Annotated in this window: 23 protein-coding genes; 12 read left to right on the top strand and 11 right to left on the bottom strand. The window is 64.9% G+C overall.

The window, feature by feature from the left end; genetic code table 11:
* Nucleotides 1-45 precede the first annotated feature (45 nt).
* The 3 genes from kdsB to OKW39_RS15720 all read left to right on the top strand — a co-directional run bounded on the left by kdsB (nucleotide 46) and on the right by OKW39_RS15720 (nucleotide 2736).
* A complete protein-coding gene (gene kdsB, locus OKW39_RS15730) occupies nucleotides 46-840 on the top strand; it encodes a 3-deoxy-manno-octulosonate cytidylyltransferase (RefSeq protein ID WP_429562984.1) in 795 nt (264 codons plus the stop codon).
* 211 nt (nucleotides 841-1051) lie between these two features.
* Entirely contained in the window at nucleotides 1052-1717 is a 666-nt protein-coding gene (adk, locus tag OKW39_RS15725) for an adenylate kinase (protein WP_090801619.1), read from the top strand.
* A 260-nt stretch (nucleotides 1718-1977) separates the two neighbouring features.
* Nucleotides 1978-2736 (top strand): 3-hydroxyacyl-CoA dehydrogenase, encoded by a 759-nt coding sequence (locus tag OKW39_RS15720; protein ID WP_429363095.1) that lies wholly within the window; start codon nucleotides 1978-1980, stop codon nucleotides 2734-2736.
* Nucleotides 2737-2863: 127 nt separating this feature from the next.
* Here OKW39_RS15720 and OKW39_RS15715 read toward each other — a convergent pair whose 3' ends face one another.
* The gene (locus OKW39_RS15715) at nucleotides 2864-3706 is read right to left on the bottom strand and encodes a SirB1 family protein (RefSeq protein ID WP_090805444.1); all 843 of its coding nucleotides are present in this window, start codon (nucleotides 3704-3706) and stop codon (nucleotides 2864-2866) included.
* Nucleotides 3707-3711: 5 nt separating this feature from the next.
* Nucleotides 3712-5262, bottom strand: a complete 1551-nt coding sequence (murJ, locus tag OKW39_RS15710; RefSeq protein ID WP_090801620.1) for a murein biosynthesis integral membrane protein MurJ — start codon at nucleotides 5260-5262, stop codon at nucleotides 3712-3714.
* A gap of 508 nt (nucleotides 5263-5770) precedes the next feature.
* Between murJ and rpsT the strand changes: the two genes are divergently transcribed.
* A complete protein-coding gene (gene rpsT / locus OKW39_RS15705; RefSeq protein WP_027198671.1) occupies nucleotides 5771-6049 on the top strand; it encodes a 30S ribosomal protein S20 in 279 nt (92 codons plus the stop codon).
* A gap of 158 nt (nucleotides 6050-6207) precedes the next feature.
* Here rpsT and OKW39_RS15700 read toward each other — a convergent pair whose 3' ends face one another.
* Complete coding sequence (locus OKW39_RS15700; protein ID WP_090801622.1) at nucleotides 6208-6555, bottom strand: DUF3579 domain-containing protein; 348 nt, start codon at nucleotides 6553-6555, stop codon at nucleotides 6208-6210.
* A 505-nt stretch (nucleotides 6556-7060) separates the two neighbouring features.
* Here OKW39_RS15700 and argF point away from each other — a divergent pair.
* Complete coding sequence (gene argF / locus OKW39_RS15695; RefSeq protein ID WP_090801624.1) at nucleotides 7061-7990, top strand: ornithine carbamoyltransferase; 930 nt, start codon at nucleotides 7061-7063, stop codon at nucleotides 7988-7990.
* A gap of 135 nt (nucleotides 7991-8125) precedes the next feature.
* On the opposite strand, the gene murB is transcribed toward argF, so the two are convergent.
* Nucleotides 8126-9208 carry a UDP-N-acetylmuramate dehydrogenase gene (murB, locus tag OKW39_RS15690; RefSeq protein ID WP_429562983.1) on the bottom strand — a complete coding sequence of 361 codons (1083 nt, stop codon included), beginning with the start codon at nucleotides 9206-9208 and terminating at the stop codon, nucleotides 8126-8128.
* A 242-nt stretch (nucleotides 9209-9450) separates the two neighbouring features.
* Here murB and OKW39_RS15685 point away from each other — a divergent pair, with 242 nt between their 5' ends.
* Nucleotides 9451-9936: a YajQ family cyclic di-GMP-binding protein gene (locus tag OKW39_RS15685; RefSeq protein ID WP_090801627.1), complete on the top strand. Its 486-nt coding sequence runs from the start codon at nucleotides 9451-9453 to the stop codon at nucleotides 9934-9936.
* 94 nt (nucleotides 9937-10030) lie between these two features.
* Here the strand turns inward: OKW39_RS15685 and plsY are convergent, their stop codons facing one another.
* On the bottom strand, nucleotides 10031-10666 hold the full coding sequence (plsY, locus tag OKW39_RS15680) for a glycerol-3-phosphate 1-O-acyltransferase PlsY (protein WP_184023064.1): 636 nt from the start codon (nucleotides 10664-10666) through the stop codon (nucleotides 10031-10033).
* Between the two features lie 142 nt (nucleotides 10667-10808).
* Complete coding sequence (gene ybaK, locus OKW39_RS15675; protein WP_429562982.1) at nucleotides 10809-11300, bottom strand: Cys-tRNA(Pro) deacylase; 492 nt, start codon at nucleotides 11298-11300, stop codon at nucleotides 10809-10811.
* A gap of 151 nt (nucleotides 11301-11451) precedes the next feature.
* Here ybaK and OKW39_RS15670 point away from each other — a divergent pair, with 151 nt between their 5' ends.
* Entirely contained in the window at nucleotides 11452-13014 is a 1563-nt protein-coding gene (locus tag OKW39_RS15670) for a class I adenylate-forming enzyme family protein (protein WP_429562981.1), read from the top strand.
* A gap of 33 nt (nucleotides 13015-13047) precedes the next feature.
* On the opposite strand, the gene xerD is transcribed toward OKW39_RS15670, so the two are convergent.
* Genes xerD through queG form a run of 3 tightly spaced genes read right to left on the bottom strand, consistent with a single transcriptional unit; the run spans nucleotide 13048 to nucleotide 15834 of the window.
* Entirely contained in the window at nucleotides 13048-14004 is a 957-nt protein-coding gene (gene xerD / locus OKW39_RS15665; RefSeq protein WP_429335238.1) for a site-specific tyrosine recombinase XerD, read from the bottom strand.
* Nucleotides 14001-14471, bottom strand: coding sequence for a methylated-DNA--[protein]-cysteine S-methyltransferase (locus tag OKW39_RS15660; protein WP_090801634.1), 471 nt, complete (start codon nucleotides 14469-14471; stop codon nucleotides 14001-14003). Before OKW39_RS15660 ends, xerD begins: the two co-directional genes overlap by 4 nt.
* A 52-nt stretch (nucleotides 14472-14523) precedes the next feature.
* Nucleotides 14524-15834, bottom strand: coding sequence for a tRNA epoxyqueuosine(34) reductase QueG (queG, locus tag OKW39_RS15655; RefSeq protein ID WP_429363091.1), 1311 nt, complete (start codon nucleotides 15832-15834; stop codon nucleotides 14524-14526).
* 17 nt (nucleotides 15835-15851) lie between these two features.
* On the opposite strand from queG, the gene tsaE reads away from it, so the two are divergent.
* Nucleotides 15852-16448, top strand: coding sequence for a tRNA (adenosine(37)-N6)-threonylcarbamoyltransferase complex ATPase subunit type 1 TsaE (tsaE, locus tag OKW39_RS15650; RefSeq protein WP_090801637.1), 597 nt, complete (start codon nucleotides 15852-15854; stop codon nucleotides 16446-16448).
* Nucleotides 16430-18037 carry an N-acetylmuramoyl-L-alanine amidase gene (locus OKW39_RS15645; RefSeq protein WP_429335241.1) on the top strand — a complete coding sequence of 536 codons (1608 nt, stop codon included), beginning with the start codon at nucleotides 16430-16432 and terminating at the stop codon, nucleotides 18035-18037. Before tsaE ends, OKW39_RS15645 begins: the two co-directional genes overlap by 19 nt.
* Nucleotides 18038-18119: 82 nt before the next feature.
* On the opposite strand, the gene OKW39_RS15640 is transcribed toward OKW39_RS15645, so the two are convergent.
* A complete protein-coding gene (locus OKW39_RS15640; protein WP_090801640.1) occupies nucleotides 18120-19001 on the bottom strand; it encodes an EamA family transporter in 882 nt (293 codons plus the stop codon).
* A 167-nt stretch (nucleotides 19002-19168) separates the two neighbouring features.
* Here OKW39_RS15640 and OKW39_RS15635 point away from each other — a divergent pair, with 167 nt between their 5' ends.
* Complete coding sequence (locus OKW39_RS15635; protein WP_429562980.1) at nucleotides 19169-20044, top strand: pirin family protein; 876 nt, start codon at nucleotides 19169-19171, stop codon at nucleotides 20042-20044.
* A 95-nt stretch (nucleotides 20045-20139) separates the two neighbouring features.
* A complete protein-coding gene (trxA, locus tag OKW39_RS15630) occupies nucleotides 20140-20988 on the top strand; it encodes a thioredoxin (RefSeq protein WP_090801643.1) in 849 nt (282 codons plus the stop codon).
* Between the two features lie 68 nt (nucleotides 20989-21056).
* On the opposite strand, the gene tcdA is transcribed toward trxA, so the two are convergent.
* The gene (gene tcdA / locus OKW39_RS15625; protein ID WP_429335243.1) at nucleotides 21057-21914 is read right to left on the bottom strand and encodes a tRNA cyclic N6-threonylcarbamoyladenosine(37) synthase TcdA; all 858 of its coding nucleotides are present in this window, start codon (nucleotides 21912-21914) and stop codon (nucleotides 21057-21059) included.
* Nucleotides 21915-22180: 266 nt separating this feature from the next.
* Here tcdA and pdxH point away from each other — a divergent pair, with 266 nt between their 5' ends.
* A complete protein-coding gene (gene pdxH, locus OKW39_RS15620) occupies nucleotides 22181-22822 on the top strand; it encodes a pyridoxamine 5'-phosphate oxidase (protein WP_090801646.1) in 642 nt (213 codons plus the stop codon).
* The last annotated feature ends 84 nt before the right edge of the window (nucleotides 22823-22906 follow it).

Below are 22906 nucleotides of genomic sequence, written 5' to 3'. Positions count from 1 at the left end.
GCGCAGCCTCTTCCTCCGGCCTGATCGCCGACCGTTCCTGATCCGATGATCCACACCACCCCTCATCCGTTTATCGCCGTCGTGCCGGCCCGCCTCGCGTCGACGCGTCTGCCCAACAAGCCGCTCGCGGACATCGGCGGCAAACCGATGGTCGTGCGCGTCGCGGAGCGCGCGCGCGAATCGGGCGCGCAACAGGTGCTGGTCGCGTCGGACGCGCTGGAAGTGCTCGACGCGGCGCGAGACCACGGCTTCGACGCGGTACTCACGCGCGCCGACCATCCGTCGGGCACCGACCGTCTCGCGGAAGTGGCGACGCGTTTCGGCTGGAGCGACGACACGATCGTCGTCAACGTGCAGGGCGACGAGCCGCTGATCGACCCGGCGCTCGTGCGCGGCGTCGCCGCGCATCTGGCAACGACGAGCGACTGCGCGATCGCGACGGCCGCGCATCCGATCACCGATCCCGCCGAAATTTTCAATCCGAACGTCGTCAAGGTCGTGCCCGATGCGCGCGGCGTCGCGCTGTATTTCTCGCGCGCGCCGATCCCGTGGGCGCGCGACGCATGGCAACCGCACTGGCCCAACGTCGCGTCGATGCCGACGCCGGCCGCGCCCGCCGTCGTATACCGGCACATCGGCCTGTACGCGTATCGCGCGAAATTTCTGCGCACGTACCCGAGCCTCGCGATCTCGCCGATCGAGCAGGTCGAAGCGCTCGAACAACTGCGCGCGATGTGGCATGGCGAGCGCATCGCGGTCCTCGTCACGCAAGACGTACCGTTGGCGGGGGTCGATACCCCCGCCGATCTCGCGCGCGTACGGGCCTTATTCGGGTCTTGAGCGCGGGAAGCCGTGGCATAATCGAACGGTTATGCGCGCCTCCCAGCGCAGGCGACACTCGGGTTATCCCGGTCGCGCCGTGCGGATCTTGCAGCGCCGTCGTATTCGACGTGCAGCGCGAGGTAGCCAACGGTAGCCGATGCGCAACCTGCGAGAATCGCCGGGAAGCATGCCGCGTCAACAAAGAATTCACATAGATCTGGAGATATCCATGCGTTTGATCCTGTTGGGTGCACCGGGTGCCGGCAAAGGCACTCAGGCCAACTTCATCAAGGAAAAGTTCGGCATCCCGCAAATTTCGACCGGCGACATGCTGCGCGCGGCCGTCAAGGCTGGCACGCCGCTCGGCCTCGAAGCAAAGCGCTTCATGGACGCCGGCGAGCTCGTCACGGATGAGCTGATCATCAACCTCGTGAAGGAACGTCTGCAGCAGCCGGACTGCGCGAACGGCTATCTGTTCGACGGCTTCCCGCGCACGATTCCGCAAGCCGAAGCAATGAAGCAGGCCGGTGTCGCGATCGACTACGTGCTCGAAATCGACGTGCCGTTCGACGAGATCATCGTGCGCATGAGCGGCCGTCGCTCGCACCCCGCGTCGGGCCGCACCTATCACGTGACGTTCAATCCGCCGAAGGTCGAGGGCATCGACGACGTGACCGGCGAGCCGCTGATCCAGCGCGACGACGACAAGGAAGAAACGGTCAAGAAGCGTCTGGAAGTGTACGAATCGCAAACCAAGCCGCTGATCGAGTACTACAACGGCTGGGCGAAGAACGGCGATACGTCGAGCTCGGTGAAGGCGCCCCAATATCGCCGCATTTCGGGCCTTGGCAGCGTCGATGAAATTCGCGCCCGCGCGTTCGACGCGCTGAAGTAAGCCGGCTTGGTCCAAACATTACCGCTGTTTTCGTTTGACCAAAACCCGCCCACGTTGGGCGGGTTTTTTATTTGGCTCGGTGCGCAAACCAAAAGCGGCAAGCGGTGGGGAACGCCCAGCGGAACCAGTTAGGTTTCCATAGCGCTTGCATGCCGCCGCCCGCTTCGCTTTCCGCAGCGCAGCACAGCCGCTACAATCGATCGTCGTCGAAAAATGCTTCGCTCGAGACCGCACTGAACAACCGTAGCAAAGGAGAAGACATGGAAATTCGTGACAACGTGTTCCTGATCACCGGCGGCGCATCAGGGCTCGGCGCTGCCACCGCGCGCCTGCTCGTCGAGAACGGCGGCAAAGTCGTCCTCGCCGACCTGAATCTGGACGCGGGCGAGGCGCTCGCAAAGGAACTCGGCGGCGCTTTCGTCAAATGCGACGTGAGCCGGGAAGAGGACGCGCAACAGGCCGTCGAAGCCGCGACGAAGCTCGGTACGCTGCGCGGTCTCGTCAACTGCGCGGGCGTCGCGCCGGCCGCGAAGACCGTCGGCAAGGATGGCCCCCATTCGCTCGATCTGTTCACGCGCACGATCTCGATCAATCTGATCGGCACGTTCAACATGATCCGGCTCGCCGCGGTGCAAATGTCGAAGAACGAGCCGAACCCCAACGGCGAGCGCGGCGTGATCATCAACACCGCATCGGTCGCCGCGTTCGACGGCCAGATCGGCCAGGCGGCCTACTCCGCCTCGAAGGCTGGCGTGGTCGGTATGACGCTGCCGATCGCGCGAGACCTGTCGCGCAACGCGATCCGCGTGATGACGATCGCCCCCGGCCTCTTCGAAACGCCGATGCTGCTCGGCATGCCGCAGGAAGTGCAGGACGCGCTCGGTGCGATGGTGCCGTTCCCGCCGCGCCTCGGCAAACCGGCCGAATACGCGATGCTCGCCAAGCAGATCTTCGACAATCCGATGCTGAACGGCGAGGTGATCCGGCTGGACGGCGCGATCCGCATGCAGCCGAAGTGAGGATCGCTTAGCGATCGATCTGGTCGCCGATGCTAGGCCAAGGCCTGCATACGGCGATAAAAAAACGCCTGTGCATGTGCGACATGTGCAGGCGTTTGTGTTTTATGCAGCGTGAAAACGCGCGTCGCTATTCGCCGTCATCATGCCGCGTGCGCTGCCGCAATTCATGCAACTGCGACTCGACCACGGTGGCATCTTCCGCATCGGGGCGATCGCCGAGATAGCTTTCGAGGTCCTCGAGCGCGGGCCGCAGATAATCGAGCCGCGCATACGCGAAACCGCGATCCCGCACTTCCTCGATATTGTCCGGCAGCAGAATGACGAGCCGTTGCTGCACCGCGAGCAGACGTTGCCAACGCTCGGTCTGCAGATAGATCGCCTTCAGGTTGCGCAACATCCGCGCGACGATCTCGCGATGCGTGGCCGGTTGCAGCAGCATGCGTAGCGCGCGCCCGACCGAATCGCCAGCCGACGCGACGTACGGCTCGAGCATCTCGACCATCTGCGCTTCGGACAGCGAATGACCGGTGGTCGGATCGAGCATCACGTCGCCGTCGGGCATCGTCACGCGCAGCAGGAAGTGGCCTGGAAACGACACCCCTCGCACCGGAACGCCGAATTGCTCGGCCATCTCCAGATAGAGCACCGCGAGCGAAATCGGAATGCCGCGGCGACGTTTGAGTACGACGTTCAGATGGCTGTTGTCGGGGTCGTAGTAATCGTTCAGGTTGCTCGCGAAACCGAGTTCGCGGAAAAAGAAACGGTTGAGGATGCCAACCTTCTGACGGATGTCGGCATCGTCGGGCATGCGGCGCCGCAGCCGCAGCACCAGCTCGTCGATCTCGGCGAGCACCGACTGCAGATCGAGGTCGGGATAGGCATCCTGCGCGATCGAGAGCGCCGTCTCGGTCAGCGGCAGGCTCTCGTCTTCGGCGACGAGCGTACTGAAATAATCGAGAACCCGCGACATGGTGATCACTTCACTCGCCTTCTGAAATACGCGTACTTGAAGCCCATCAGCCAAAGCATACCGAAATACAGCGCGGCGAACAGCACGAGACACGCACCGAGCAACACCATGCGGCTGACCGGCTGGGTATGCATGCCGATCCAGTCGAAGCTGATCGCGAGCCAGCGCATCACGCCGGCGAGCACGAGGCACGCCCCGAGCAACTGCACGAAAAACTTGAGCCAGCCGCTCGACGGCATATAAATGCCACGTTTGCGCAGACCAATGAATAGCAGCAACGCATTGACGCAAGCGCCGAGCCCGACGCTCAGCGTGAGACCCGCATGCGCAAGCACCGGCACGAACACGTAGTTGCTCAACTGCGTGACGACCAGCACGCCGATGCCGATCTTCACTGGCGTCTTGATGTCCTGCTTCGCGTAAAAGCCCGGCGCGAGGATCTTGATCAGGATCAGGCCGATCAGGCCGACTCCGTAGGCGGCGAGCGCGCGGCTCACCATCACGACCGCATTGCCGTCGAACTTGCCGTAGTTGAACAGCACCGCTGTCAGCGGCTGGGCGAAAAAGAACAGCGCGATCGCGCTCGGCGCGGCGAGCAGGAACGTGACGCGCAGTCCCCAGTCGAGCAGCGACGAATACTCATGCGAGTCGGCATCGACGTGCGCCTTCGACAGGCTCGGCAGCAGGATCGTGCCCAGCGCGACGCCGAGCAGCGCGGTCGGAAACTCCATCAGCCGGTCGGCGTAGTTGATCCACGACACCGCGCCGGGGCCGATGTGCGACGCGATGTTGGTGTTGATGATCAGGCTGATCTGCGCGACCGACACCGCGAACATCGCCGGCACCATCTTCGCGAGCACCCGCTTTACGCCGCGATGCGCGAGCGCGCGCAGCGGGTTCAGGCCGATGAGCGGCACCATGTCGATCTTCTTGAGGCCCGGCAGCTGCACGACGAATTGCAGCACGCCGCCGACGATCACTGCCCAGGCGAGCGCATAGACCGGCGTTTGCAGGCGCGGCGCGAGGAATACGGCGGAGGCGATGAACGCGACGTTCAACAGCACGGGCGCAAACGCGGGCAACGAAAAGTTCTTGTACGTATTCAGCACGCCCGACGCCAGCGACGTCAGCGAGATGAAAATGATGTATGGGAACATGATGCGCGTCATCGCGACCGCGAGCTGGTACGCGTGGCCCTCGTGGGCGAGGCCCGACGCGACGACGAACACGACGCCCGACGCGCCGACCACGCCGATCACTGACAGCACGGCGAGCGCCCACGCGAGCACGGTCGAGGTCGCGTCGACGAGCGCCTTGGTGGCGTCGTGGCCTTGCTGGTTCTTGAACTCCGCGAGGATCGGCACGAAGGCCTGCGAGAACGCGCCTTCGGCGGAAATGCGACGCAGCAGGTTCGGAATGCGAAAGGCGACGTAGAAAGCGTCGGTGTATTGACTGGCGCCGAACGCACGGGCGATCAACGTTTCACGGGCCAGTCCGGTCACGCGCGACAGCAGCGTGAAGCCGCTGACCGTCAGCAGGGCTCGTAATAGATTCATGGGGCGCTTATTATACGGGTCCCGCCAATGCGGGCGACGAGCCAGAACGCGATTCGGACCGATTTGCCACGCGGACGTTCGCCGCGATCGGCTGGAAAGCGCGATTTCTTGTGTTTTCTGCGGTCTTCCCGGCAGCGCCCCCGCCTTCCATCGGCGCCCTCGCAGGAGGGCCAGCACATACGCGCCGACATGACGCCGCTCCGGTCATTGTGGCGCCAGCGCGTGTTTTCCGTTGTCACGTGCCTGATTTTGTTGCTATAATCGTCGGTTTCGAAGCTTGCTCAGTTTTCGAATGGTCTTCGGACGCGGTTCTCAGGTTGGCGCAGCGCCGCCTGTCAATACATCCGGATGCCTTGAAACACGGGCCCGCCTTCGCGTAGTTCGATCGATTTTTTCGACACTTTTGCGCCCTTGGGCAATCGCTTCCAAGGGTTCGGATCGAGAAGCAGCACCTCGCCTCATCATTGAAGGCCGGGTACTGGAAACAGGAACAGGATAAGGAACCGTCATGGCTAACTCCGCACAAGCACGCAAGCGCGCCCGCCAGGCCGCGAAGGCAAACTCGCACAACTCGGCACTGCGCTCGAAGTTCCGCACGGCTATCAAGGCTGTCCGCAAGGCAATCGATGCAGGCGATCACGCTAAGGCCGCCGAAATCTTCAAGGCATCGTCGAAGACCATCGACATCATCGCCGACAAGAACATCGTTCACAAGAACAAGGCAGCTCGCAACAAGAGCCGCCTCGCTGCAGCCGTCAAGGGTCTGCAAGCGCCCGCAGCGCAGTAATTCCGGTCGGCCCGCTTCGGCGGGCCACCTCCTGTTTCCGCTGCACAAGAAGCCCGCTTTGGCGGGCTTTTTTGTTTCGGTTGAATTGCCAGCCACAAAAAAACCCGCTGCTTGCGGGTTTTTGTTTTTTTTGCTTTTGCCGATCCGGTCGACTTACATCAGATGACCTGCCGTTTGGCTTGCGGCGCAGGCGCATGGTCGAGTTCCAGCTCACACGCCTCGGTGACCAGCAGGTCGTTGTCTTTCGCGAAGTTCATAACGAAATCGAAGGCCATTGGTTCGATGTCGCGCAGCCGCGAATCGAGAATCACGCATTTGAGGTCGCCGATCATGGTCGGCCGCACGTACAGCGAGTACTGCATATAGGCGTTCGGCCCCTTCCTCACGCCGGGCCCGAACGACGACATGACGCCCGCGAGCCGCTCCGACCAGTCGCTCGGCCGAAATTTTTTTCCGGTCGACGTAATGCCCTGAATGAAATATTCGATTGGAGCTGCTTCGGCCATGTAGAAATACCTGTGTGACTGCCCAGCGGAATGACGACCAACCGGCGACGCCAGTTGTACGCGCGAACTCACCGCAAGCGGCATGTACGGCAAGCGCTTGCAGCCACCTGCGACGTGCGTGGGATCTGGCGCTAACGCAACAATGACGAACCGCACCACGAGAACCGCTGCGGCGAACCGGCTGAACCGCTCTGGCGTCTGTCATGACGGCCATGCCTTGACAGGCTTTCCGCGCCGCACGAGCCGCGTTTCTTCATGCGAAACGCCGGCCTGCTGGGCTTTGGGATAACCCGCAGATTATAGCGCAGCGGGCCCTTTTCCGCAGCGCACACAAGCGCCTTCCGATGACCCCGCGAAGCGCGATACGACGCTTTCGAATCGCTTTCGGCGCCCTCCCGCCGACTCGTCAAACGAGGCGAAATCCTTTATGCTGCATGGAGTTTCCACCATACCGACGGCGGCGCAGTCCGGCAACCCTGCCGGGTGAGACCGCCGTATTTGTTTCATGACCGCCAAGAAAATTCGCCACTACCTGCAGTTCAAGGACTTCTCGCTGGAAGACTACGAGTACGTGCTGGAGCGCGCGCGCATCCTGAAACGCAAATTCAAGAACTACGAGACCTATCACCCGCTGCATGACCGCACGCTGGCGATGATCTTCGAAAAGAATTCGACACGCACGCGCCTGTCGTTCGAAGCCGGCATCTTCCAGCTGGGCGGCCACGCCGTGTTCATGAGCACGCGCGACACGCAGCTCGGCCGCGGCGAGCCGATCGAAGACGCCGCGCAGGTCATCTCGCGCATGGTCGACATCATCATGATCCGCACGTTCGGCCAGGACATCATCCAGCGCTTCGCCGAGAATTCGCGCGTGCCGGTGATCAACGGGCTCACGAACGAATACCACCCGTGTCAGGTGCTCGCAGACATCTTCACGTACTTCGAGCATCGCGGTCCAATTCGCGACAAGACGGTCGCGTGGGTCGGCGACGCGAATAACATGCTGTACACGTGGATCGAAGCCGCGCAGATTCTCGGGTTCAGGCTGCGCCTGTCCACGCCGCCCGGCTACAAGCTCGACCGCGCGCTCGTCGCGGCGCAAAGCGCGTCGTTCTACGAGGAATTCGACGACCCGAACGAAGCCTGCACGGGCGCCGATCTCGTCACCACCGACGTGTGGACCAGCATGGGCTTCGAGGCCGAGAACGAAGCGCGCAAGAAGGCCTTCGCAGACTGGTGCGTCGACGCCGACATGATGGCGCGCGCGAATCCCGACGCGCTCTTCATGCACTGCCTGCCCGCGCATCGCGGCGAAGAAGTCAGCGCGGAAGTGATCGACGGACCGCAGAGCGTCGTGTGGGATGAGGCGGAAAACCGTCTGCACGTGCAGAAGGCGTTGATGGAATACCTGCTGCTCGGCAAGCTCAATCACTGAGCGAGCCGCTGGTCCATACACGCGCCGGAACCGCGGGCACAAAAAAGGCGCCGGGAGGAAACTCCCGGCGCCTTTTGCATTCGTCGGCGGCGACGCTCCGCGGGGCAACTCAGCGCGAAAAGAGAGAACTGTCGCTCACAGGCAAACTGGCTCCGCCTCCAGTTCCACGCCGAATCGCTCGAACACGTCGTGCTGGATCGCCCGTGCCAGCGCCAACACTTCCGTGCCGCTCGCGCCACCGCGATTCACCAGCACCAGCGCCTGTCGCTCATGCACGGCCGCCGCGCCCATCGCGCGGCCCTTCCAGCCGCATCGGTCGATCAGCCAGCCGGCCGCCAGCTTCACCCGCCCATCCGCTTGCACATACGACACGACTTCCGGCTCGCGACGCTTCAGCGCCTCGAACTGGGCGGCATCGATTACCGGATTCTTGAAGAAGCTCCCCGCGTTGCCCAGTTCGAGCGGATCGGGCAGCTTCGCACGCCGCACGGCGACGACCGCATCGAAAATGGCTTGCGCGGTCGGCTGCGTGGCCGCACCCTCGGCTTGGCCAGCGCTCGCCGCAGGACCGCGCGCCGCCAGCTCGCGCGCGAGATCCGCGTAGCCCGCGCGCGGCTGCCACGCCTTCGGCAAACGGAACGTCACCGACGCAATCACGAAGCGCTCGCGCCCTTCCCGCTTGAAAAGGCTGTCGCGATAGCCGAACCGGCACGCATCGCCGTCGAGTTCGACGGCCTCGCCGGTCACGAGCTCGATCGCCCGCAGCGACGCGAAGCGTTCGCACATTTCGAGCCCGTACGCGCCGATGTTCTGGATTGGCGCCGCGCCGACCGTGCCAGGTATCAGCGCGAGATTCTCGAGGCCGGGCATGCCCTGCGCCAACGTCCACGCGACGAACTCGTGCCACGGCTCGCCGCCAGCCGCCTCGACATACCACGCATCCTGATCCTCGCGCACCACGCGGCGCCCGCGCAGCGCCACCAGCAGCACGAGCCCGGCGAAGTCGCCGGTCAGCATGACGTTGCTACCACCGCCCAGCACGAGGCGCGGCAGGCCCTCGACGCGCGGATCGCGCACCGCGGCGAGCAACTGTTCCTCACGCTCGATCAGGCACGCGAACTGCGCGCGCACGTCGAAGCCGAAGGTGTTGTGGACCTTCAGCGGATAGCCGGCCATGAGGGACGCGACGGCGGGAGCGGCAAGAGCGGATTGGGACATCGGAATGGCAACAGGGCAACGACGGGAAGCAACAGGAATCGACGAAAAACAACCAACGACGCGCCTAACGACACGAGCGGCGCCGCCCGACGCGGGATCGCCCGCCGTCGCGACGCCGCGCGGCGGCCTTGGGCAAAAGAGAGCGGCGTCGGTAAAATGACGTCCGGTCCGTGATTATAGCGAGTGCCTCGCGCTCAGCCGACCGGCTGTGTCGCGCACTGCCGCACTATTGGGAGAAAGCAATGCCATCGTTTGACGTCGTCTGCGAAGCGAACATGATCGAAGTCAAGAACGCGATCGAGCAGTCCAACAAGGAAATTTCGACGCGTTTCGACTTCAAGGGGTCCGACGCGCGCGTCGAACACAAGGAAAACGAAATCACCGCGTACGCCGACGACGACTTCAAGCTCGGCCAGGTGAAGGACGTGCTGCTGTCGAAAATGGCCAAGCGCAACGTCGACGTGCGCTTCCTCGACTACGGCAAGATCGAGAAGATTGGCGGCGACAAGGTCAAGCAGGTCATCAAGATCAAGAAGGGCGTCTCGGGCGATCTGTCGAAGAAAATCGTGCGTCTGGTGAAGGACAGCAAGATCAAGGTGCAGGCGAGCATTCAGGGCGATGCGGTGCGCATCACCGGTGCGAAGCGCGATGATCTGCAAAGCGTGATGGCGATGCTGCGCAAGGACGTGACCGACACGCCGCTCGACTTCAACAACTTCCGCGACTAAGCGGCACGGCGCGCCTGGCTTGCAACGAGCCTGCCGCCGGACCCGGAAGCGCTTCGCATCGGGCCATCGGGCCGGGCGAAGCGCTCAGCCCACTTCAAAGATCGTTGCCCGCCGCCGGACCGGCTGCCTTCTTTTTGTCGCCGATACGGCTCTCCTGCCCCCGCATCAGCTTCGCAATATTGCCGCGATGCCGCCACACGAGCAGCAGGCTCATCACCAGAACCGCGAGCGCGACGATGCGCGGCCCGAACAGAAACACGTAGAACAGCGGCGCGAACAGCGCCGAGCACAGCGCCGCGAGCGACGAGTAGCGCGTAAAGAACGCGACGATCAGCCAGGTTAGCAAGGTCGCGACGCCGAGCGTCGGGTTGATCGCGAGCAGCACGCCCGCCGCGGTCGCGACGCCTTTGCCGCCCTTGAAGCGGAAGAAAATCGGATACAGGTGACCGAGAAACACCGCAAGCGACGCGATCGCGATCGCGCGCTCGTCGAGCCCGTAACGCGCGCCGAAATGCACGACCAGCCATACGGGCAGCCAGCCCTTGAAGGCGTCGCCGATCAGCGTCAGAATCGCGGCCTTCTTGCTGCCGCTGCGCAGCACGTTGGTGGCGCCCGGGTTGCCCGAGCCGTACGAGCGCGGGTCGTCGAGACCCATCGCGGCGCTCACGATCACGGCAAACGACAACGAACCGATCAGATAGGCAACGACAGCGACGATTAGGTTTTGCATCTGGGACTCTTATAAGGATCGCGGTCTGACATTCGATACCCCAACCGCAACAGGGCACCCCCCCCGAATCAGGGCGGCGCACATTTTACCGAACGCGTCCGCGCGAAAAACATTCAGGCAAACGTCAACCCGCTCATCGGCGTCAGTCCACGCTCGCGCATTGCACCGGCTTTGCCGCGAGCAGATCGGTGAGCACCTTCGGCTCGATGCTGACGAGAAAGCCGCGCCGGCCGCCGTTCAACCAGATTTTGTCCATTTCGAGAATGGTCGACTCGACATACACCGGCATCTGCTTGCGCGTGCCGAACGGCGACGTGCCGCCGATCAGATAACCCGAATGCCGGTTCGCGACCTCGGGCTTACACGGCTCGACGCGCTTCGCGCCGATCTGCCGCGCGAGGTTCTTGGTGCTGACGGTGCGATCGCCGTGCATCAGCACGATCAACGGCTTCGCGTGCTCGTCTTCCATCACCAGCGTCTTCACGACGTGATGCTCGTCGACGCCGAGCTGGCACGACGATTCCGCGGTGCCGCCATGCTCGACGTAGTCGTAAGGATGCTCGCCGAACGTGACGCCGTGACGGCGCAGCAGCTGCGTGGCGGGTGTTTCCGACACATATCTGGATTTGCTCATCGGCGCATTGTAATGGCGAGTTTGCACAACGGCTATTTGCCGGATGGCCAATTGTGCGGGTTCGACACTTGTGGCACGATCGTTCGAAAATATGCCGGCGCGGTGCGAGATACTGCGCGCAGGGCCACGAATTGGTAAAGAGGAGACAGTGTTGAAGCAGGCTTCATCCATCCGTTCCACGATCGATATCCCCGCGCTGCTCGCCGCCCTGCCCGCGCGCATCGGCGACATTCCGGCGCTCGCCGCCGCACGCGATCCGCGGCATGTCGCGCTGATCGAAGATGCGCGCCGCCTGACCAACGCGCAACTGCGCGAGGCCGTCGATGCGGCCGCCGCGCTGCTGCGCGACTGGGGCGTGCGCGGCGGCGATCGCGTGATGATCGTCGCGGAGAACAGCATCGCGCAAATCGTGCTGCTGTTCGCGACCGCGAAGCTCGATGCGTGGGCGCTCGTGTCGAACGCCCGACTGTCGGCCGCCGAACTCGATTCGATCCGCGCGCATGCGCAACCGCGCGTCGTCGCGTATGCGCTCGAAAGCTCGCCCGACGCACGCCAGCATGCTGAGCGGCATCGAGCGACGCACGCACCCACGCTGTCGCCGGACATCGGCGCATGGTCGTATGCGGTGGACAGCAGCGTGCAAGCCGAAGCCGTCGAAGCCGCCAGCGACCGCCAATGCGCGGCGCTGATCTACACGACCGGCACCACCGGCACGCCGAAAGGCGTGATGCTGTCGCATCGCAATTTGCTGTACATCGCGGCCGTGTCGAGCCGGCTGCGCCAGGTCGGGCCCGACGACGTCGTCTATGCGGTGCTGCCGATCTCGCATGTGTACGGCTTCGCGTCGGTGTGTCTCGGCAGCCTGCATGCGGGCGCGACGTTGCGGCTCGCGCCGCGCTTCGTGCCGGAAGCGGTGCGCCTCGCCCTCGCCACCGAGCACGTCTCGATCTTCCAGGGCGTGCCGGCGATGCACGCGAAGCTGCTCGAACATCTGCACACGCACGGCCACGCATGGTCCGCGCCGCGACTGCGCTTCGCGTACTCGGGCGGCTCGCCGCTCGACGCCGCGCTGAAGGCGCAGGTCGAAGCCGTGTACGGTCTGCCGCTGCACAACGGCTACGGCATGACCGAAAGCAGCCCGACCGTGTCGCAGACGATGGTCGACGCACCGCGCGCCGATTGCTCGGTCGGCGAAGTCATTCCAGGCGTCGAAGTGAAGTTCGTCGGGCTCGACGGCGCCGAAGCCGCGCCGGGCGAGATCGGCGAGCTATGGGTGCGCGGGCCGAACGTGATGCTCGGCTATTACCGCAACCCCGAGCAGACCCGCGCGAGCGTCACCGAGGATGGTTGGCTGAAGACCGGCGACCTCGCGCGGCAGGCCGCGGACGGCGCGTTGCATATCGTCGGGCGCAGCAAGGAACTGATCATCCGCTCGGGCTTCAACGTGTATCCGGCCGAGGTCGAGCACGTGCTGAACGCGCATCCGCAGGTCGTGCAGTCGGCGGTGATCGGACGCGCGGTCGAGGGCAACGAGGAGGTGATCGCGTTCGTCGAACTGGTTTCCGGCGCGACGGTCACGCCCGCGGCGTTGATCGCGTGGTGCGGCGAGCGGCTCGCGCCGTATAAGCGGCCAGCCGAGCTGAAGGTGCTCGCGACGCTGCCGGCCGCATCGACCGGCAAGATTCTCAAGCACCGGTTACGCGAGTTCGTGTGAAGCGCGCGGGCACCCGCGCGCTTCACGTCGTGCTCACCCGCGCGGATGATGCTGCGCATGCAGCGATTTCAGCCGCTCTCGCGCGACGTGCGTGTAGATCTGCGTCGTCGAAATATCGGTGTGACCGAGCAGCAATTGCACGACGCGCAGATCCGCGCCGTGATTGAGCAGATGGGTCGCGAACGCGTGCCGCAGCGTGTGCGGCGACAACGGCGCATGGACGCCCGCGGCCTGCGCGTGTCGCTTGATGATGTTCCAGAACTGCTGGCGCGTCATGCCTTCCGCGCGTGTCGTCACGAATAGCGCATCGGCCGCGCGCGGGCCGAGGAGCGCCGGGCGCGCCTCGCGCAGATAGCGCTCGATCCACGCGTGCGCCTCTTCGCCGAACGGAACCAGCCGCTCCTTCGAGCCCTTGCCAGTGACGCGCACGACGCCTTCGTTGAGTCCCACCTCGACGGTTTTCAGTGTGACCAGTTCGGTCACGCGCAAGCCGCTCGCGTACATCAACTCGAGCATCGTGCGATCGCGCAAGCCGAGCGGCGTGTCGATGTCGGGTGCGCCGAGCAACGCTTCGACCTGGACCTCGCTCAACGTCGAAGGAAATCGCGGGGGCTGCTTCGCCGAGCGGATGCGCAAGGTCGGATCGGCGGCCGCGCGATGCTCGCGCACCGCCCATGCGTAATAGCGGCGAAACACCGACAGCCGGCGGTTCGCCGAGGTCGCCTTGTCCTTTTGCCGCGCCGCGCTGTAGGCGCTCAGGTCGGCTTCGCTCGCGGTGTCGAGGGAAGCATTGCGCGCGTGCGCGAGCCATTCGCAGAAGAGCCGCAAGTCGCGGCCATACGCGTCGAGCGTGTTGCGCGACAGGCCATGCTCGAGCCACAGCGCGTCGCAGAAGGCGTCGATCGATGCGGAGCTGGTCAGCAGCAGCGGTGATGCGGCGGCCGTGTCTTCGACGTGTACAGCGGTATTGGTGGTGGTGCTGGTGCTCATACGTACGGCACACCTTCATGCGCGAGCAACCAGCGCTTCACGTTGCGGAAGAAGCCGTCGCCGCCATCATGCGCGAAGCCGCCGATGCCGCTCGAACTCACCACGCGGTGGCACGGAATCACGATCGGAAAGAAATTGGCGCCGCACGCCTGGCCGACCGCGCGCGGCACGCTGCCGAGCTGCTTGGCGAGTTGTCCGTAAGTCAGCACGACGCCGGGCGGGATGTCGCTGATCGCCTGCCACACGCGCCGCTGGAACGCGGTGCCGCACTCGGCGAGCGGCAGCTCGAATTTCGCTGACGCGTGCTCGAAATAACGCTCGATCTGTTCGGCCACCTCGCGTGCGAGCGGCGTGTCGGGCGCAACGTTGGGCGTCGAGTCGGGCAGATAGACGATCTCGCGCACGGCTTCGCCTTCGAGCCGGATGCCGATCTTGCCGAACGGCGCATCGATCACTGCGTTGAACATGATTGCCTGCTCCTCTAGCGTGCCAGATCGCCGGCACCGAATTGCCACGACTTTACGCCGCTTCGAGCGCCCACTCCACATGCTCGCGCACGACCGCCGACGGATCGTCGGCTCGCTGCCTCAAAGCCAGCACGATCGCGCCACGGGCATCGAGGTCCAGACTTCCGGGCGCGGCGCGCAACGCGTTACCCATGCCGACCGCGAGATTGCGCAGCCAGCTCTCGTAGCCGATGCGGCGAATCGCGCTGCCCTGCATGCGCGTATCGAACTCCTCGGCGCTCCACGCGAACAGTTCGACCAGCGACGCGCGATCGAGCCCGTGCCGCACGTCGAAATCGGCGACCGGTGCGGCCTGCGCGAATTTGTTCCAGGGACACACGAGCTGGCAATCGTCACAGCCGTACACCCGATTGCCGATCAGCGGCCGCAGGTCGAGCGGAATACTGCCCTTCAGCTCGATCGTCAGATACGAGATGCAACGCCGCGCGTCGACCTTGTACGGCGCGACGATCGCGCCGGTCGGACAGGCGCCGATGCAGCGCGCGCAGCTGCCGCAATGCGAGCCCGGCGTTTCGGGCGCGGCCTCGGGTGAGGTTTCGGCGTCGGTCGGCAGCGGCACGTCGACATAGATCTCGCCGAGGAAAAACAGCGAGCCGGCGTCGCGCTGCAGCAGCAATGTGTGCTTGCCGCGCCAGCCGATGCCGGCCTTCTGCGCAAGCTCGACTTCGAGCACCGGCGCCGAATCGGTGAACACGCGATAGCCGAACGGCCCGATCGCCGCTTCGATCCGGTCGGCCAGTTGTTGCAGGCGCTGACGCATCACCTTGTGATAGTCGCGGCCGCGCGCATAGATCGACACGACCGCCGTCGACGGGTCCGCGAGCCGCGCGTGCTCGGCCGCGCGCCAGTCGCGCGCGCGGGGTGTCGCGCGTGAGGCGGGTTGCGTTACGTCTTGCGGCATGCTTTCAGGCGCGCTTTCATGTCCCTCTTCATGCGCCCCTTCAGCCGCCTCTGCTTCCAGCGTCTGCGCAGGCAAATAGGCGATGCGCGCGGTGATCACACGTCGCGTGCCAGCCACAAGCTCGGCCGGCCGCGCGCGTTTCATGCCGTGTTTGGCCATATAATCCATCTCGCCGTGGCAACCCGCTTCGAGCCACGCTGCAAGCGGCGCTTCGGCGGCCGACAGATCGGTATCGCTAATGCCGATCGCCCCGAAACCGAGTTCACGGCCCCACGTCTTGACGTCGAGCGCGAGCGCACGAAGCGCCGCCTCGTCGAAACGGGACGTTGCGCCAGAAGCTCGCGCGGCATCATCGGCCGATGCGGGCGTGCAGAAAACAGGGGACTTCGGACTTCGGTTCATCACGCCATTTTACGAGAATGCCTGTCAATCCCGATCACGCGCCCCTACCGTCCGCTCCCGTGCTGCTCGAACGCTCTGTCGCGCTCGCGGACGAAGCCGCCACGCAGGCGTTCGGCGCGCGCTTCGCACAGGCGATCGAAAGCGTGCGCGCGGCCTCGCATCAGGCACAGCCAGCCCAGCCTGGCACCGCAAGCGGCCCCGCGTTCCACGGCCTGCAAGTCCAACTGGTCGGCGACCTCGGCGCCGGCAAAACCACGCTCGTGCGCGCGACCTTGCGCGGCCTCGGCCACACCGGCCGCGTGCGCAGTCCGACCTACACGCTCGTCGAACCGTATGTGCTCGAGCGGCCCGCCGGGGAACTCGCGCTCTATCACTTCGATCTGTACAGATTCACCGATCCGGCCGAATGGGCCGACGCGGGCTTTCGCGAATATTTCGACAGCGGCGCGGTCTGCCTCGTCGAATGGCCGCAACGCGCGGGAGCGCTGCTCGGCGTGCCGGATCTCGTCTTCTCGCTCGGGCTCGTCGGCAACACAGACGCAAACGCGGACGCACGCGTACTAGTCGCACGCGCTTATAGCGAATCAGGAAAGGCATGTCTCGAAAGATGTTAATCAAACCATTCCATTCGATCGAATCGGCGGCGGGCGCAACGCATAACTGGCGGCGCCGGCAGATCCTGCGCGCCGGTGCGTCGACGCTGGTGCTCGGCCTCGTCGCTCCGCGTCTCGCGTTTGCGAGCTCGGTGCTCGGCGTGCGCGTGTGGCCCGCGCGCGACTACACGCGCGTGACGATCGAATCCGATCAGCCGCTGCAGAACACGCAGCAACTGCTGCAGGGACCGGACCGGCTCGTCGTCGATCTGAACGGCCTCGACCTCGATCAGGCGCTGAAGGAGCTGGTCTCGAAGATCACGCCGAACGATCCGCAGATTTCGTCGGTGCGGGTCGGGCAGTATCAGCCGCACGTGGTGCGCATGGTGTTCGACCTGAAGGGCTCGGTGAAGCCGCAGGTGTTCGCGCTGCCGCCGGTCGGCGCGTACAAGTACCGGCTCGTGTTCGACCTGTATCCGGCTGTCGCGCCCGATCCGTTGATGGACCTGCTCGCGCAGACCGAGCGCAAGCAGCAGGCGCTCAACGAAGAAAACAGCGCGCCGCCCGCGACGCTTGCCGGGCCCGGCACGGCGCCGCCGGTCGACAACAGCGAAGCGTTCTTCGAGCACTACGCGCAGAATGGTGGCGCCGGCAATGGCGCCGCGGGCGTACCGCATCCGCCCACGCATGGCACGACGGCGCCGTCCGCGCCGGTCATTGCCGGCAGGCAGGCGGCGCCGTCCGCGCCCTCCGCGCCGCCTGCCGCACTGGCGCGCAACAAGGGTGGCAACGCCAACAGCAACAGCACCGCACGCGGTCTCGACAGCAACGACGACAACCTCGGCGACAGCGGCGACACCTACGCATTTACCACTCCGAAGTCGAGCCGCAGCAACACCGTGCGACTGCTCACCGTCGCAATCGATCCGGGTCATGGCGGCGAGGACCCGGGCGCGATCGGCGGCGCAGGCACCTACGAGAAGCACGTCGCGCTCGACATCGCGAAGAAGCTGCGCGCGAAGATCGACGCGCAGCCGAACATGCGCGCGATGATGACGCGCGACGCCGACTTCTTCGTGCCGCTGAACGTGCGCGTGCAGAAAGCGCGCCGCGTCGGCGCGGACCTGTTCGTGTCGATCCACGCGGACGCGTTCACGACGCCCGAGGCGAAGGGCTCCTCGGTGTTCGCGCTGTCGGAGCACGGCGCGTCGAGCGCGGCCGCGCGCTGGATGGCGAACAAGGAGAACTCGTCGGATCTGATCGGCGGCATCAACATCAAGTCCGACGACGCCACCGTGAACCGCGCACTGTTCGACATGTCGACCACCGCGCAGATTCGCGACTCGATGCGCTACGGCAACTTCGTGCTCAAAGAGATCGGCGACATCAACAAGCTGCACAAGGGCTCGGTCGAGCAGGCCGGCTTCGCGGTGCTGAAGGCGCCGGACATTCCGTCGATCCTCGTCGAGACCGCGTTCATCAGCAATCCGGACGAAGAGCGCCGCCTGAACGACGACGCGTATCGCGACAAGATGGCCAGCGCGATCCTGACCGGCATCAAGCGCTATTTCGCGGCGAATCCGCCGCTCGCAAAGAGCCGCATGACGTGATGTCGGCACACGCGAAGCAATCACAAAACGGCCCTCCGGCCGTTTTGTTATTCACGCTCGCAACCCGTGGCGCAACGGTTGCTCAGCGTGCCGGTATCAAGCGCTGCACGACCCAGCCGCCGAACACGTTGACCGCGAGCCCCGCCATCACGAGCAACGCGCCCGCCACCTGCATCGCAGACAGTTGCTCGCCGAGCAGCAGCGACGCCGACGCGAGTCCGACGATTGGCACCAGCAGCGAGAACGGCGCGACCTGGCTCGCCGGATAGCGCGACAGCAGACGGCTCCACAAGCCATAGCCGAGCAGCGTCGCGATAAACGCCAGATAGACGATCGCGAAGATCGACAGCGCGCTGATACCGGTCAGCGCGGCGGCGATCTCGCGCGGCCCTTCGAACACGAACGACGCCGCGAAAAACGGCAGCGGCGGAATCAGGCTCCCCCACACGACGAGTCCGACCAGATCGACCTTGCCGACCTTCTTCGTAACGATGTTGCCGAGTGCCCACATGCACGCGGCGCACAGCGTCAGCAGGAAACCAGCGACGGACATCGTGTGGCCGCCTTGCAGGCCGATCACCGCGAGCCCCGCCGCGGCGACCAGCAGACCCGCGACGTTCGGCAAACGGAAGCGCTCGTGCAGAAACAGCGCCGCGAAGATCAGCGTGAAAAACGCCTGCGCCTGAAGCACCAGCGATGCAAGCCCCGCCGGCATGCCGACGTACATCGCCGAGAACAGGAACGCGAATTGCCCGAACGAGATCGTCGCGCCGTAGGCGAACAGCCACCGCCACGGCATCTGCGGCCGCTTGACGAAAAACACCGCCGGCACCGCAGCGAGCGTAAAGCGCAGCGCGCCGAGCAGCATCGGCGGCACGCCGTGCAGGCCGACCTTGATCACGACGAAATTGACGCCCCACGCGAGCACGACGATCAGCGCGAGCAGCAAGTCCCTGGGCGACATCCGGGTCTCCAAAGAAATGGTTCGATCTGGCAGTGTAACGGAGGCCGCAAATTCGCTTCGGTGCGCCCGCTCATGGCGAGCGTGCGCCGATGCCGTCGGCAGCGCGCGACGCGCAGTAGAATCGACCATTCGAGTCTTCTCCTTCCACTTTCCCGTCGAGCCTGCCCATGACTTCCTCGATCAAAGCCGTCCTCAAACCGCACTTACGCGACATCGGCAATCTGACCGTGCGGCGTGTCCTGCCCGCGATGGCGGCGCGCCTCGTCGGCCCGTTCATTTTCTTCGACCACATGGGCCCCGCGACCCTCGAACCCGGCAGCGGCCTCGACGTGCGCCCGCATCCGCATATCGGCCTCGCGACCGTCACCTATCTGTTCGACGGCGCGATCATGCATCGCGACAGCCTCGGCTCCGAGCAGAAGATCGTCCCCGGCGACGTCAACTGGATGACGGCCGGGCGCGGCATCGTCCATTCGGAGCGAACGCCGCCGGAAGACCGCGCGCGTGGCCAGACGATTCACGGCATCCAGACCTGGGTCGCGCTGCCGCTCGCCGATGAAGACGCCGAGCCGTCGTTCGCGCATCATGCGGCGGCGACCTTGCCGGTCGTCGAGCGCAACGGCGTGACGCTGCGCGTGATCGCGGGCACCGCGTTCGGCGCGGTGTCGCCGGTCGCGACGTTTTCGGGCACGCTGTACGTCGCCGCCGACTTCACGCCGGGCAGCGCGTTCGCGCTCGAACCGGAGCACGAGGAGCGCGGTGTATATCTGGTGGAGGGCGATCTGGAGATCGACGGCGCGCCGCTCGAAGCGGGCCAGATGGCCGTGCTCGCGCTCGACGAAACCGTCACGCTCGCGAGCACGCACGGCGCGCGCGCGATGCTGCTCGGCGGCGAGAAGCTCGACGGCGAGCGCTTCATCGAATGGAATTTCGTCGCGAGCTCGCGCGAGAAAATCGAAGCCGCGAAGCTCGCGTGGACCAATCAGGAAATGGGCCACGTGCCCGGCGAAACCGAATGGATTCCGCTGCCGCAGCGCAAGTGACGGCGCTGGGCCGGGCGCGAATCACCGCATTGAATTCGCGCGATTCGGCCCCACCTAGCGCCTGTTCACAAACCGTTTCTATCGACGAGGACGCAATGGACACCACTCTGGCCACTTTCGAACAGGACGTCATCAAGGCGTCGATGCTGGCCCCCGTGCTGGTCGATTTCTGGGCGCCGTGGTGCGGCCCCTGCAAGAGTCTCGGCCCGATGCTCGAAAAGCTCGAAGCCGAAGCCGCCGGCAAATGGAAGCTCGTGAAGGTCAACGTGGACGAGAACCACGAGCTGGCCGCGCACTTCCAGGTGCGCAGCATTCCGCACGTGATCGCGTTCGCCGACGGCCAGGCCGTCGATCAGTTCGTCGGCGTGCTGACGGAAGGACAGCTGCGCGAGTTCCTCGACCGGCTGGTGCCGCAAGGGGCGCCGGCCGCGCGCATCGAAGCGCAGACCGCGCTCGCCGAAGGCCGCCGCGACGACGCCTACGACCTGCTGCAAGCGGCGCTCGCTTACGACCCGGGCTTCGACGACGCGCGCATGGACCGCATCGAGTTACTGCTCGAAGACAACCGCATCGATGAGGCCCGCAACGAAGTCGATCTGCTGTCGCCGAAAACCACGCAAGGCATCGACGCGCGTTTCAACGCGATCAAGACGCGGCTCGACGCGGTGGACGCCGCCGCGGACCTGCCGCCCACCGATGCGCTCGAAGCGCGCGTCGCCGGCCACCCCGACGATCTCGAAGCACGCTTCGATCTCGCGAATGCGTTTATCGCGCGACGCAAATACGCGCAGGCGCTCGAACATCTGCTCGCGATCGTGCAACGCGACCGCGCGTTCCGCGACGATATCGGCCGCAAGACGATGTTGTCGGTGTTCGATCTGGCCGCGCATCAGCCGGAGCTGGTGTCGCAGTGGCGGCGCAGGCTGAGCGCGTCGTTGTATTGATCGATTGTGATGTTTTGCCCGATGGCAGCCTGGGTCAGCGCGGTTGAAACCGCCGCCCGGGCTGCCACCTAAACCGTCGCCTTCTTCGCCAACTCCCGCAACACGTACGCCGCGGCCGCAAAACCAAAGCTCGCGGTCACGCACACGCTGGAGCCAAACCCCGCGCAGTTCAAGCCGACCGGCCCCGTATGCCCCGGCGACGTGCTCACGTGCTCGGCTTCTTCATCGATATCGCAGACGGCCGCTTCCGGATAGATCAGCGGCTCGTCGGAATACACGGCGTTCACCTTGAACTTCGCCTTCGGCCCGCGCGGAAAGCCATGCTGCTTGCGCAACTGCCCGCGCACCTTCGACAGCAGCGGGTCCTGGATCGTCAGCGCGAGATCGTCGATGCGGATCCGCGTCGGGTCAAGCTGACCGCCCGCGCCGCCGACCGTGATCAGCGGCTGCTTGCGCTCGACGCACCATGCGATCAGCGCGGTCTTCGTGCGCACGCTGTCGATCGCGTCGATCACATAGTCGAAGCCGCCGCCGAGCGTGGCCGCGAAATTGTCCGGCTCGACGAAGTCCTCGATCAGCCGCACCTCGCAGCACGGATTGATTGCCGCGATGCGTTCGGCCATCGCTTCGACCTTCGGTTTTCCGTAGTTGCCGTCGAGCGCGTGAATCTGCCGGTTCGTGTTGCTTTCCGCGACGTTGTCGAGATCGATCAGCGTCAGCGTGCCGAGCGCGCTACGCGCAAGCGCCTCCGCGACCCACGACCCCACCCCGCCGATGCCGATCACCGCGACGTGCGCACCCTCGAATGCGGCGAGCGCGGGCGCGCCATACAGACGGGCGATGCCGCCGAAACGGCGCGCGCGGTCGGCGGTTTCGTTCGCGTCGAGGCTGGTAGTAAGATCGGATTGCGCGGCGGTGCTGGACATGATGGCAGGGCTCGAAAACACAGGCGGAACAAAGCAGGCGGCGGCGCTTTGGGAAATCGCCTGGGCAAATTGCTTTGGCAAATTGGGCGCGCAGCCCGTATTTTGCCTGAACACGTGAAAACAGCCGCGCAGGACCACGAGCAGCGACGCAATGTTGCAGGCTTGCGCCGGCGCAACATGCGCCGCGCCATACGTTGCTCCGCTCGCGCGCAAAAACCTGACGCCTTAGCTATACTTGGCCCACACTGTAGCGTTCGCATAAGAAAATGATCTCACTCGCCGAGCTTCGAAAAAACTACTCGCTGGGCTCACTGGACGTTGCCGACGTCAACCACGATCCGTTCCGTCAATTCGACACGTGGTTCCAGCAGGCCATCGACGCCAAGCTGCCCGAGCCGAATGCAATGACGCTGGCCACGGTCGACGCGCGCGGCCGGCCTTCGGCACGCATCGTGCTCATCAAGGGCGTCGACGAGCGCGGTTTCGTATTCTTCACCAACTATGAAAGCCGCAAGGGCCGCGAACTGAACGTGAACCCCTACGCGAGCCTGCTGTTTCACTGGATCGAACTGGAACGGCAGGTGCGCATCGAGGGCCGCGTCGTCAAAACGAGCGAGGCAGACAGTGACGCGTATTTCGCGTCTCGTCCGCTCGGCTCGCGGATCGGCGCATGGGCATCGAATCAGAGTCAGGTGATTGAAAGCCGTTCGCAGCTCGAAGTACGCGAACGCGAAATCAGCCTGCAATACGGCGAAAATCCTCCGCGTCCGCCGCACTGGGGTGGCTACCGTCTGGTGCCCGACGCGATCGAATTCTGGCAGGGGCGGCCGTCTCGGCTGCACGATCGTCTGCTTTACACGCGCGCGGAAGAAAGCGCCAACTGGCTGATCGCACGCCTGTCGCCCTGACCGGTCGATGACCGGACGAATGAGGCCGGCGGCGGCGCCAACGTAGCGGCGCGCGTCGGCGGGATTGCGTTGCGCGGCCCGCGG

The sequence above is a fragment of the Paraburkholderia sp. MM6662-R1 genome (genome assembly GCF_050436245.1).
Lineage (GTDB): Bacteria > Pseudomonadota > Gammaproteobacteria > Burkholderiales > Burkholderiaceae > Paraburkholderia > Paraburkholderia tuberum.
The sequence above is the reverse complement of the archived record's forward strand: the minus strand, read 5'-3'. Positions and strand labels throughout refer to the sequence as shown.

What these genes read in the sequence shown, in the direction of transcription:
- murJ (WP_090801620.1), bottom strand. Translation starts at nt 5,262, where the DNA reads ATGAATCTATTACGAGCCCTGCTGACGGTCAGCGGCTTCACGCTGCTG.
- murB (WP_429562983.1), bottom strand. Translation starts at nt 9,208, where the DNA reads ATGTCCCAATCCGCTCTTGCCGCTCCCGCCGTCGCGTCCCTCATGGCC.
- pdxH (WP_090801646.1), top strand. Translation starts at nt 22,181, where the DNA reads ATGATCTCACTCGCCGAGCTTCGAAAAAACTACTCGCTGGGCTCACTG.
- plsY (WP_184023064.1), bottom strand. Translation starts at nt 10,666, where the DNA reads ATGCAAAACCTAATCGTCGCTGTCGTTGCCTATCTGATCGGTTCGTTG.
- OKW39_RS15645 (WP_429335241.1), top strand. Translation starts at nt 16,430, where the DNA reads ATGTCTCGAAAGATGTTAATCAAACCATTCCATTCGATCGAATCGGCG.
- queG (WP_429363091.1), bottom strand. Translation starts at nt 15,834, where the DNA reads ATGAACCGAAGTCCGAAGTCCCCTGTTTTCTGCACGCCCGCATCGGCC.
- trxA (WP_090801643.1), top strand. Translation starts at nt 20,140, where the DNA reads ATGGACACCACTCTGGCCACTTTCGAACAGGACGTCATCAAGGCGTCG.
- OKW39_RS15660 (WP_090801634.1), bottom strand. Translation starts at nt 14,471, where the DNA reads ATGTTCAACGCAGTGATCGATGCGCCGTTCGGCAAGATCGGCATCCGG.
- rpsT (WP_027198671.1), top strand. Translation starts at nt 5,771, where the DNA reads ATGGCTAACTCCGCACAAGCACGCAAGCGCGCCCGCCAGGCCGCGAAG.
- ybaK (WP_429562982.1), bottom strand. Translation starts at nt 11,300, where the DNA reads ATGAGCAAATCCAGATATGTGTCGGAAACACCCGCCACGCAGCTGCTG.
- OKW39_RS15715 (WP_090805444.1), bottom strand. Translation starts at nt 3,706, where the DNA reads ATGTCGCGGGTTCTCGATTATTTCAGTACGCTCGTCGCCGAAGACGAG.
- tsaE (WP_090801637.1), top strand. Translation starts at nt 15,852, where the DNA reads ATGCCTGTCAATCCCGATCACGCGCCCCTACCGTCCGCTCCCGTGCTG.
- kdsB (WP_429562984.1), top strand. Translation starts at nt 46, where the DNA reads ATGATCCACACCACCCCTCATCCGTTTATCGCCGTCGTGCCGGCCCGC.
- OKW39_RS15700 (WP_090801622.1), bottom strand. Translation starts at nt 6,555, where the DNA reads ATGGCCGAAGCAGCTCCAATCGAATATTTCATTCAGGGCATTACGTCG.
- OKW39_RS15640 (WP_090801640.1), bottom strand. Translation starts at nt 19,001, where the DNA reads ATGTCGCCCAGGGACTTGCTGCTCGCGCTGATCGTCGTGCTCGCGTGG.
- OKW39_RS15635 (WP_429562980.1), top strand. Translation starts at nt 19,169, where the DNA reads ATGACTTCCTCGATCAAAGCCGTCCTCAAACCGCACTTACGCGACATC.
- OKW39_RS15720 (WP_429363095.1), top strand. Translation starts at nt 1,978, where the DNA reads ATGGAAATTCGTGACAACGTGTTCCTGATCACCGGCGGCGCATCAGGG.
- tcdA (WP_429335243.1), bottom strand. Translation starts at nt 21,914, where the DNA reads ATGTCCAGCACCGCCGCGCAATCCGATCTTACTACCAGCCTCGACGCG.
- argF (WP_090801624.1), top strand. Translation starts at nt 7,061, where the DNA reads ATGACCGCCAAGAAAATTCGCCACTACCTGCAGTTCAAGGACTTCTCG.
- adk (WP_090801619.1), top strand. Translation starts at nt 1,052, where the DNA reads ATGCGTTTGATCCTGTTGGGTGCACCGGGTGCCGGCAAAGGCACTCAG.
- OKW39_RS15685 (WP_090801627.1), top strand. Translation starts at nt 9,451, where the DNA reads ATGCCATCGTTTGACGTCGTCTGCGAAGCGAACATGATCGAAGTCAAG.
- xerD (WP_429335238.1), bottom strand. Translation starts at nt 14,004, where the DNA reads ATGAGCACCAGCACCACCACCAATACCGCTGTACACGTCGAAGACACG.